General features: G+C 67.2%; 4 protein-coding genes and 1 pseudogene. 3 read left to right on the top strand and 2 right to left on the bottom strand.

The window, feature by feature from the left end:
* Positions 1 to 719: 719 nt before the first annotated feature.
* Both WAN02_RS09955 and WAN02_RS09950 read right to left on the bottom strand, forming a co-directional pair.
* Entirely contained in the window at positions 720 to 941 is a 222-nt protein-coding gene (locus tag WAN02_RS09955) for a hypothetical protein (RefSeq protein ID WP_422263988.1), read from the bottom strand.
* A gap of 255 nt (positions 942 to 1,196) precedes the next feature.
* Entirely contained in the window at positions 1,197 to 1,844 is a 648-nt protein-coding gene (locus WAN02_RS09950) for a TetR family transcriptional regulator (protein ID WP_422263987.1), read from the bottom strand.
* Positions 1,845 to 1,966: 122 nt separating this feature from the next.
* On the opposite strand from WAN02_RS09950, the gene WAN02_RS09945 reads away from it, so the two are divergent.
* The 3 genes and pseudogenes from WAN02_RS09945 to WAN02_RS09935 all read left to right on the top strand — a co-directional run.
* Positions 1,967 to 3,094 (top strand): hypothetical protein, encoded by a 1,128-nt coding sequence (locus WAN02_RS09945; RefSeq protein ID WP_422263986.1) that lies wholly within the window; start codon positions 1,967 to 1,969, stop codon positions 3,092 to 3,094.
* The gene (locus WAN02_RS09940; protein WP_422263985.1) at positions 3,091 to 4,191 is read left to right on the top strand and encodes a TIGR03857 family LLM class F420-dependent oxidoreductase; all 1,101 of its coding nucleotides are present in this window, start codon (positions 3,091 to 3,093) and stop codon (positions 4,189 to 4,191) included. Before WAN02_RS09945 ends, WAN02_RS09940 begins: the two co-directional genes overlap by 4 nt.
* Positions 4,188 to 4,964 (top strand): annotated as a pseudogene (locus tag WAN02_RS09935) (hypothetical protein); the annotation flags it as partial. The gene WAN02_RS09940 and the pseudogene WAN02_RS09935, both read left to right, overlap by 4 nt.

Here is a 4,964-nt window from a genome sequence, read left to right as displayed (position 1 = left end):
TCCAGACCGGCGCGGTCCGGGCGGTGCCGCGGCGCCGGAACGTCCGGCTGCTACCGCGATAAGGATGAACGAGGGTGGCGGTGGATCCACGGGCGGTGGTAACTAGACCGTGCGCAGGGTGTGCGCTACCGTGGAATGCGTCTTTCATGACGATTCCCTTCGAGGCGGGGATTTTCGCGGAAGCACCCATCGGTTCGAGTTGCAGCTCGGACCGGCTACCCTCGGCCCTCGGGCCGGGGGTTTCGCCATTGGGGGCGCCATCGCGGGCGGTGTATGTAGTTGGTGTGGTGAGGATTTGGGTCAGGTCGGCGCGTTGACGGCCGACTGTGGTCCTTTCATTCGGGTGGAGAACTGCTCAGGCTCGGCGGATATCCGCCGACTACTTCCCAGGCGGATATCCGCCTGGGATCAGGATGCCGTAGAGCGACCTAAACCGTAGGGTGACACGCCGTAACACCCGTCACAGCCGTCACAATCGGCCGAGCGCTGTCGATATGGCAGCGCGAAGACGGTCACCGCCTGGGCTGTTCGCCGCCTGACTCAGTGGTCTCCCAGGGCATTCGCCGCCAACCATCAGCCCGGAACTTCCACAACATCTACGACCCGACCGCCAGCATCACGGCGTCGATGAATCGCATGCTCAGCGTCTACGGGGTCGGCATCATGGCGATACGGCTGTCTCGTTGGTCGAGCAACGCGAGGAGTGATCGGATCTTGTGTTACAAGCTCTGAAGATCGACCCCGTCTGCGAAGATCAGGTTTCCGTCATCGAGCTGGATTGCCCAGCGTCGGCTTGGTTCAGCGATGCGAGTGCTTCCGATGTTGACGGCCCATCCGGTGTCATCGCCGTAGTCATCGACGACGACTCCAAGGCGTTCGTCACTGCTGCTGGGATACACCCGCACACGTTGGCCCACTGCGAACTCAGAGCTGGGTGACATGGACTAAATTTACGCCACCAGCGTCCCTTTCTCGGCCAGGCTGGTCCGATTTCGACCCGTTAGTTCCGGTTGTGGTGACGCTCGGTTCCGTCGGTGAACTTCACGGTGCATTCGTCAGCCAGAAATTTGCCCTCGCCCGCATCGAGCCGAATGCTCCATGCGGGCGATTGATCGCTACGCGCTCGGGTATCCCAGCAGGAGCAGGTGGTGGCGGCCTATCTGGTCCGTGACGCCCGGCGGGCCCATACAGAGCGCCTAAGTCCCGTGAGGTTCGAGGTCCGACCGCGCGTCGTGGACCTGGTCTTCGCGCTCGCAGCAGATCCGGTCGAGCAACGCTGCGAGTCCTTGTTCGAATCGATCGTCGGAAAACCGGTCCGCGTAGTCGGCCGCGGCCACCCGGAGAGCCGGGTAGCTGCTCTCGTCGAGCCGGCTGAGGCGGGTGACTTCGTCCTCGCCCGCGCGCGGGTGTGCTCGCTCCAGCAGAGCAAAGCCGAACGCGTAGGTCTGTACCTCCGTTGCGGCGGCGACCGCGAGCGCGCTGGGAAAGCCGTTCTCGAGCAGCGGGGCGAGCATGCGCTCACGCAACGGATCGAGCGACGTGGCGGAGACGTCGCCGACGGCGAGCAGGACCTCGAGCGTGCCGGGTTTTTCCCGCATGCGTCGTCGGATCGCGTTGGCGGCTGACCGCAGCGCGCGGGTCCAGTCGCCCGTGGTGTCCATGTCCTCCAGAAGCGCGCGCAGGGCGCCTTCGGCAACACGGTCGATCAGCTCGGCTTTCGTGCGGGCGTAGGTGTACAGGGTCATCTGGCCCACGCCGAGCTGAGACGCGAGCCGACGGGTCGTCAACGCCGCCATCCCGCCATCGGCGATCACGGTCAGGGCCGCTCCGACGATCTGATCCATGGTGAGGCTCGGCGGGGGACCGGTGCGGCGGCGGGTTGTAGCCCTTGTCTCGGACACGCGCGGCATGGTACATATTAACCCCGTTCGGTCGAACGAGGTTATTCCAACGCCGGAGGAAACCGATGGGGCGACGAGTGATTCAGTGGGGCGCCGGGTCGGTCGGGACGCAGGCGATGAACTACGTGCTCGACCGCGACGACCTTGAGCTCGTCGGCGTCCGCTGCTACACCGACCGGAAGGTCGGGCGCGACGCCGGCGAGCTGGCCGGCCGCGACCCGATCGGCGTCGCGGCGACCACCGACTCAGCGGCGCTGCTCGCGCTCGATGCCGACTGCGTGTTGTTCATGCCGGGCGACGGCCTGCTTGATCCGACCGTGCCCGGAAGCCCGTCCCGCACGTGGGTAGACGAGGTGCTTCCGATCCTCAGAAGCGGCAAGAACGTCGTGAGCTCACTCGCGGCCGGGATGCATTGGGCGCACCTGGCTGACGGCCAGGCCCTACGCGACGAGCTCGACGGCGCGTGCGCCGAGGGCAACGCCACGATCTTCTTCACCGGGATTGATCCGGGCTTCATCACGGACTGCCTGGCGATCACGATGACGACGGTCGTCGGGCGAATCTCGCAGGTGCGGACATTCGAGCTGATCGACTACGGGCCCTATCCAGGCCTGGCGCAGATGGCGGCGCTCGGCTTCGGCCGCCGACCGGACGACGTGGACTCGGCGACCTTCACGACCGTCGCCCCGACGTGGGCGTGCGCGGTTTATCAGCTCGCCGACGCGACGGGGGTCGAGTTGTCGCGCACCTCGCTCGATGCCGACTTCTACATCTCGCCCGACCGGTCGACCGCGCCGAGCGGGATGGTCGTCGAGGCGGGGACGATCGGCGCGTTGCGGTGGGCGCTCACCGGCTTCGTCGGCGACGAGCCGCGGTTCGTCATCAACCACATCAACCGAATGGGCGAGGGCATGGCGCCCGACTGGCCCAAGATGGATGGTTACGAAGGCGGCTACCGGATCGAAATCGACGGCTTCCCGCCCTACCGCGGTGATTTCCCACTCGGCCTGCCCGGAGGAACCGGGACAGCGCTGAACGACGCGGTCGCGATGACCGCAGCGCGCTGCGTCAACTACATCGAGGCGGTCGTCACGACCTCGCCGGGCTACAAGACCACCATCGACCTCCCCACAGTCGGCGCCCGGTACGGACTGCAACTGATCCCGGCCGCAATCGAGGAGGCACTGGCATGACCGATGTCGTCGAGGACCTGAGCGCGTTCGTGATCTCCGGGCGGGTGAAGAGCCACCTCCACGGAGACCCCGAGCACGAGACGTCGGAGCGCACGCCCGCTCAAGGTATCGCCGACGGTGTCGAGGCCGAGCAGCTCGGCTTCGCGCGGGTGTGGCTCGCCGAGCGGCCCGAGCTGAAGGAGCCCGCGACGATCCTCGGTGGCATCGCCGCGCGCACGTCGTCGGTCGGGATCGGCACCGGGATCGTTGCGGCTGGAGCCCGACACCCGATGTTGACCGCATCGGTCGGTGCGACAATGCAGGCCGCGTACGGCCCGCGATTCACGCTCGGGATCGGCCGCGGCGCGTCCCGTTACGGCTACGGCGGCAGCCTCAGCTTCGAGGCGTTCGGCGACTATTGCACCATCTTGAAACGGATCTGGGCCGGAGAGCAGTTTGACTACGACGGTCCCCTCGGCAACCTCGGGACGTTGGGGTTGAAGGACATCTACGAGGGACCGAGTCCGTCGATCGTGGCGGGCTGCTTCGGGATGCCGCGCGCAGCTGAGTTCGTCGCAGCGAATCGCGCGTTCGACGGGCTGATCATGCCGTCGATGGTCACGCCCGCCGCGGTGGCCAAGGTGAAGGAGAATCTGCGCGTCGGGTGCGAGAAGGTCGACCGGGACCCGGCGACGATCCGCCTCTACGTCGAGGTCGTCACGACGCCGGAGTTGAGCGAGGGCGAGACCCGCCAGCTCACCAACGCACGCGCTGTCACCTACCTGCAGCCGCCGGACTGGGCAAGCTGCTACTCGGAACTGAACGACTGGGACGACGCCGCGATGGACCGCATGCGCGAGCACACGCTGCTGACGTCGGTGAAGGCCGAACTCGCCGATCTCAACTTCCACCGCCGCCAGCTGACCGAGCCGGCGCGGCTTATCCCGGACGAGTGGATGCGCGAGGCCTGCGCGATCGGCTCGGTCGAGGACTGTGTGCGCAAGCTCCAGGAATTCCGCGACGCGGGCGCAGATGAGATCTGCACCTACGGCAGCACGCCCGGCCAAAACAAGGGCCTGCTCGAAGCGTGGCGCGCGCGGGCAATGACGAACGCATGACCGAACCCACCGGCCCGCTGCATATGCACAGCGGGCCGGACGTGCTGTGGACCACGGTCAACGTGTCCGAGGCGGCGCCGGGCGTCCACACCCCACTCGGTTGGGGCATCTGGGGGGACCTGGCCGAGGCGGCGACCGCGGCGTCGACGATCGACCTCGGTGCCTGGCCGCGGAACCGCCCGCTGTTGTCGCCCGCCGCCGACGATCGCTTCGGCGCGGTGTTCTTCGGCCGCTACGCGCTCAACGTGAACACCTTCAGAGAGCTCGGGGACCGGATGCCCGGATCCTCCGGCGACGCGGTCGAAGAACAGATGTTCGGCGCCAAGCGGTCGGGGCTGTCAAACCGGCGGGTCCGTCGCCGCTACCCGTTGATCGCGGCACGATTGCCGGTGAACCTTGTCCGGGCGCCGCGCGCCGTGCATCGCTACCGCGTTGACAATGAAACATGGTGGCGCGACTGCGTCTTCGGCGCGCAGCCTGCCTCCCTGCCGGAGGCCCTGGCGCTCTTCGACGCCGCCGCCGATCGTTTCGTGCCGGCCATGCGCGCCCATCTGGTCGTCACGATGCTCGCGCAGGGCGCCTTCGAGCAGCTCGCACAACTGTGCGCCCGCGCCGATGCTCCCGGACTCGAACGCGCCCTCGTGGGTGGTTACGGTGGACTCGAGGAGGCCTCGCTCATCACGGATGTCCGGCGACTCGCCGCCGGCCAGCTTTCCGAGCCGGCGTTTCTGGCCAGACACGGCTACCACGGTCCCACCGAAGGCGACGTGTCG

It is taken from the genome of Mycobacterium sp., assembly GCF_049281135.1.
Classification (GTDB): Bacteria; Actinomycetota; Actinomycetes; order Mycobacteriales; family Mycobacteriaceae; genus Mycobacterium.
Note: the sequence above shows the minus strand (reverse complement) of the source record. Positions and strands in the feature narration are given on the sequence as shown.